The 4,565-nt window shown below is 65.5% G+C and carries 4 protein-coding genes; 3 read left to right on the plus strand and 1 reads right to left on the minus strand.

All coding sequences use genetic code 11. The features are described 5' to 3' along the window. Positions 1 to 90 precede the first annotated feature (90 nt). Positions 91 to 717, minus strand: coding sequence for a TetR/AcrR family transcriptional regulator (locus VN856_RS23275; protein WP_325693522.1), 627 nt, complete (start codon positions 715 to 717; stop codon positions 91 to 93). An 89-nt stretch (positions 718 to 806) separates the two neighbouring features. On the opposite strand from VN856_RS23275, the gene VN856_RS23280 reads away from it, so the two are divergent. From VN856_RS23280 to VN856_RS23290, 3 genes are all read left to right on the plus strand, one after another. Next, positions 807 to 1,613: an enoyl-CoA hydratase/isomerase family protein gene (locus VN856_RS23280; protein WP_325693525.1), complete on the plus strand. Its 807-nt coding sequence runs from the start codon at positions 807 to 809 to the stop codon at positions 1,611 to 1,613. Then, entirely contained in the window at positions 1,613 to 3,085 is a 1,473-nt protein-coding gene (locus tag VN856_RS23285) for an AMP-binding protein (protein WP_325693528.1), read from the plus strand. Before VN856_RS23280 ends, VN856_RS23285 begins: the two co-directional genes overlap by 1 nt. Positions 3,086 to 3,221: 136 nt before the next feature. Then, a complete protein-coding gene (locus VN856_RS23290; RefSeq protein WP_325693531.1) occupies positions 3,222 to 4,397 on the plus strand; it encodes a DUF1611 domain-containing protein in 1,176 nt (391 codons plus the stop codon). Positions 4,398 to 4,565: the final 168 nt, after the last annotated feature.

Below are 4,565 nucleotides of genomic sequence, written 5' to 3' on the forward strand. Positions count from 1 at the left end.
GAGATATGCCGGCGGCCTGTCCCCGATTTGGACCGGTACGCGCAGCCGACGCCGGCAGCGTAGCGATGACAAGACCCCTCCGGCGAGCGATTAGCGATCGAGGAGGCGGGCGAGCTCGCGTCTCAGATCCGGCCAGGGATCTCGCTGAATCGGCGTCGTCCGGGGCTGGATGGTGAGCGTGAGCGCGAGGCCGCGCATGGCATCGAGCGCGACGCTGAATCGCCGGGTCCACTCGGCGCGCGGGACGTTCTTCGGTGCGGCGTCGGCGGCGATTGCAGCGAACACGGCGGATTGGGGCCGCTCCAGCGGGGCGAGTGCGGCATAGAGCTCGGGATCGTCGGCGGCAGCGATCCACACTTTGACCCACACCGTGTACAGGTCATCGGTGAACGCGCTCCAGAGCACGTCGAGCAACGCGGGTGTGCGGCGCGCGCCACCGAGAGCGGCCGCGTCCGAGACCCGAGCCCGCAACTCGGTCTCCATCCGGCGCCCCACCTCGTCGAGCGCTGTGGCGATGAGATCAATCCGGGCCGGGAAGTGATGGGCAATCGCCCCGAGCGATGCTCCGGCGGACTCCGCGATCTGCCTGGTCGTCGTGGCCGGATACCCGTGATCGGCAATGGATCTGATCGTCGCCTCGATCAGGCGCGCGCGGGTCTGATCGCGCCGCGCCTGCTGCGTCCGCGGAGCGCCACCGCGAACCGGAGTCGATGCCACCCCCACATCATATAGACGACAGGTCACTTGACCTGTAACCTAGCGACAGGTCGCTTGACCCGTAATATCGATCCCTGGAGGAAATGGCTGTGACCAGCACCGAAACGGCGACACGAGCGGCCCCGGCCGACGGCGGGTTGCGCGTGGAACACCCGGCAGAGGGCGTACGGGTGCTGGTCCTTGATCGACGGGAGCGCCGCAACTCCCTCGACGTCGACGTCCTCACCCGACTGGCCGGCGAATTGGCCTTGATAAGAACGGATTCCGCCGTGAGGGCGGTGATTCTCACCGGCGCGAACGGCGCGTTCAGTTCGGGTGCAGACTTCGCTTTGATCGAGCAGCTATCGCAGCGGCCGGAAGCCGAAGTGGCCGAATTGCTGGCCGTGCACATGCGGGTCGTCGACATGCTCTGGGCACTGCCGCAGCCGACGATCGCCGCCATCGACGGCCCTGCGGTCGGTGCCGGCATGTCGTTGGCGCTGGCCTGCGACATCCGAGTGGGATCCCCAACGATGGCCCTGTTCCCGTCGTTCATCCGCATGGGTCTTGTGCCCGATATGGGTGCGAGCTGGTTGCTGCCGCGGCTGGTCGGCGAGGGCGCTGCGTTGGAGTTGCTGCTCGCCGGGCGACCGATTGAGGCTGAGCACGCGACGCGGATAGGGTTGGCGCACAAGCTGGTTGACGATGCGTTGGCCACGGCGCTCGATCTCGCTACCACGTTTGCCGCGCGCCCCCACGCCGCGGTGGTGGCGACCAAACGACTGCTGCGTAAGGCCGCCGACGGTGACCTCGCGCGGGCGGTCGACCTCGAAGCAGGCGCCCAGTCGGCGGCTGTTCACGGCGACGAGTTCACCGACATGTTCGCAACCTGGCGGGCCACAAGGATCGCCGACTGATGGCCGGCGTGCGATGTGGACACGTCTTCCGCGACTACGACGCTATCCGCACCCGTGCCGGTGCAGTCGCGAATGGCCTTGCCGCCCTTGATGTCACGGCCGGTGACCGAGTCGCCATTTACCTCCACAACGAGATCGCGTTCATCGAAGCGAGCATTGGTATCGGGATGCTGGGCGCTATACCCGTGCCGGTGAACTGGCACTGGCAAGGGGCTGAGCTCGCCTATCTGCTCGAGGACAGCGATAGCAAAGTGATCTTCGCCGACACCAGCCTCATTTCCACCGCCGAGGTGGTGGCCGGCGATAGGGCCCTGATCGAAGTCACCCAGGAATCGGAACCGGCGACCGGAAGACATCCTGTCTATGAGGACTGGTTGGCGCTGCAGGGCCCACGTTCGGAACCGCCCAGCCAGGCGCCGCTGGCGATGGTGTACACCTCCGGTACGACGGGCAGACCCAAGGGCATCGTCCGCGCGCCGTCCACCCCCGCGCAGTCGCAAGCCCTTGCGGGGTTGCTGTTCGAGACGTTCGGGCTGGCCCCGGGGATGCGCACCTTGGTGGCAGCGCCGATGTACCACAGCGCGCCGAATGCTCACGCGCTCGTAAGTGCGGCCGCCGGCATCGATCTGACGATCATGGCAAGCTTCGACGCCGAGGAATTGCTGCGACTTATCGAAGAACACGCGATTGATCACTTCCAAGCTGTTCCAACGATGTTCGTTCGATTGCTGCGCCTTCCCGACGAGGTCCGGGACAAGTACGACGTCTCCTCATTGAAGTCTGTCGTGCATGCTGCTGCACCTTGCCCGCCCGAGGTCAAACGACGCATCATCGACTGGTTTGGGCCGATCGTCCGTGAGTATTACGGTGGCACCGAAACCGGTCCCTGCGTGGCCTGCGACAGCGCTGACTGGCTCGCGCACCCCGGCACCGTCGGACGGCCGATCAGGGACGCCGACGTCAGGATCTACTCCGAGGACGGAGATCTGCTGCCGGCAGGTGAATCTGGGCGCATCCACTTACGGCCACCGTCGTTTTTGCCGAACTTCACCTACCACGGCATTCCGGACAAGCGGGCCGCAATGGAGAAGGACGGATACCTCGACATCGGCGACGTCGGCTACCTCGATCACGACGGGTTCCTCTATCTCAACGACCGCAGCACGGACATGATCATTTCGGGTGGAGTGAACATCTATCCGGCTGAAATCGAGGCGTGTCTGCTCGAACTCGATGGCATCCGTGACGTCGCCGTGTTCGGCGTACCCGATGAGGAGTTCGGCGAGGCGATCGCCGCCCATGTCGAGGCGACCGGCCTGACCGAGGACGAAGTGCGCCAACATGTCCGAACCAATCTGGCGCACTACAAAACGCCCAGAATCGTCGTGCTCGACAACGACTTGCCCCGGGAAGACACTGGAAAATTGATGAAGCGCAAAATCCGCGCACGATACTGGCCGGCGGAGGGGTAAGGACAGTCAGAGCCGATCGGGTAGAGTTAACACGCCGGTAATCTTGCCGGCCCTCAGGGCAGATCACTTGCTGAACGTGGGGCTCATCGCCCCGCCACGATCCCGTCGCCTTCTCTGAGACTTCTCAGAGGATCTTATGTCTTCGCTTGCGAGCGGTTCCCCGTCCCTTCACGCCCCCGAACAGTGCGAGTGCAACCTCCCGGCAGCGTCCTTCGAACTCCCTGTTGGTTCCACCGCGATCGTTTACTGCGAGGGCCTGTTCGGCGAGCAGGACGGTAAGACCGCCAACGGCCTGGTACGGCACTCGGAGAAGTACGAGATCCTCAGTGTCATCGACAGCCTCCGGGCCGGAGTCGACGCCGGGAAATTCCTCGACGGCACCGCGAACGGCATCCCGGTGCTGGCGTCGCTCGCCGAGTCCATCTCGCACGCCGGCCACGTGCCTGACTACCTGATCTGTGGGCTGGCGCCCGCCGACGGCCTGCTGTCGGACGAGCAGCGGGTCGTGCTGCTCGACGGCATCGCCCGCGGCATGCACATCATCAACGGCCTGCACGAGTTCCTCAACGACGACGCCGAGTTCGTGGCGGCAGCCTTGATCGCCGGCGTCACCATCACCGATGTACGCCGACCGAAGGCCAAGCGCGACCTGCACCTGTTCTCCGGCCGGATCTTCGACGTCACATGTCCCAGGATCGCGATCCTGGGTACGGACGGGGCGATCGGGAAGCGCACCACCGCCACCTTGCTGGTCCAGGCGCTAAACGCGCGCGGCGTCAAGGCGGTCATGGTCGGCACCGGTCAGACCACCTTGATCCAGGGCGGGAAGTACGGCGTCGCGCTGGATGCGCTTGTCCCCCAGTTCTGCTCGGGCGAGGTCGAGCACCAGGTCGTCGCCGCGTTCGAGGGTGAGGACCCTGACGTGATCGTGGTCGAGGGCCAGGGCGCGCTCAGCCATCCCGCTTACATCACGTCGGCTCACATCCTGCGGGGCAGCCGCCCGGCCGGCGTGATCGTGCAGCACGCGCCGAAGCGCAAGGTGCTCGGCGACTTCCCGATGATGCCGATGCCGACCGCGGCCAGTGAGATCGCATTGATCGAGGCGTTCGCCGACACCCGCGTCATCGGGGTCACGATCAACCACGAAGAGATGACCGAAGATGAGCTGAGCGACGCGATCTCCGAGCATCATTCGCAGCTCGGCCTCCCAGTCACCGACCCGCTGACGCGCCCCGCGTCGGATCTGGTCGACATGGTGCTGACGGCCTTGCCGGCGCTCGCGGCAGTGGCAGACATGACCACTCCCGTGTGACGCTTCGGATCGAGGCCGATCTCGACAAGGTCGAGCAGAACACGCGGATCTTGGTTGACCGGCTTGCCTTAACGGGCATCCGGGTCACCGGGATCACCAAGGCCGTGCTGGGCTCCCCGGGCGTCGGAGCGGCGATGTTGCGCGGCGGCGCCTGCGGTCTCGGCGATT

It is taken from the genome of Mycobacterium sp., assembly GCF_035603715.1.
GTDB lineage: Bacteria > Actinomycetota > Actinomycetes > Mycobacteriales > Mycobacteriaceae > Mycobacterium.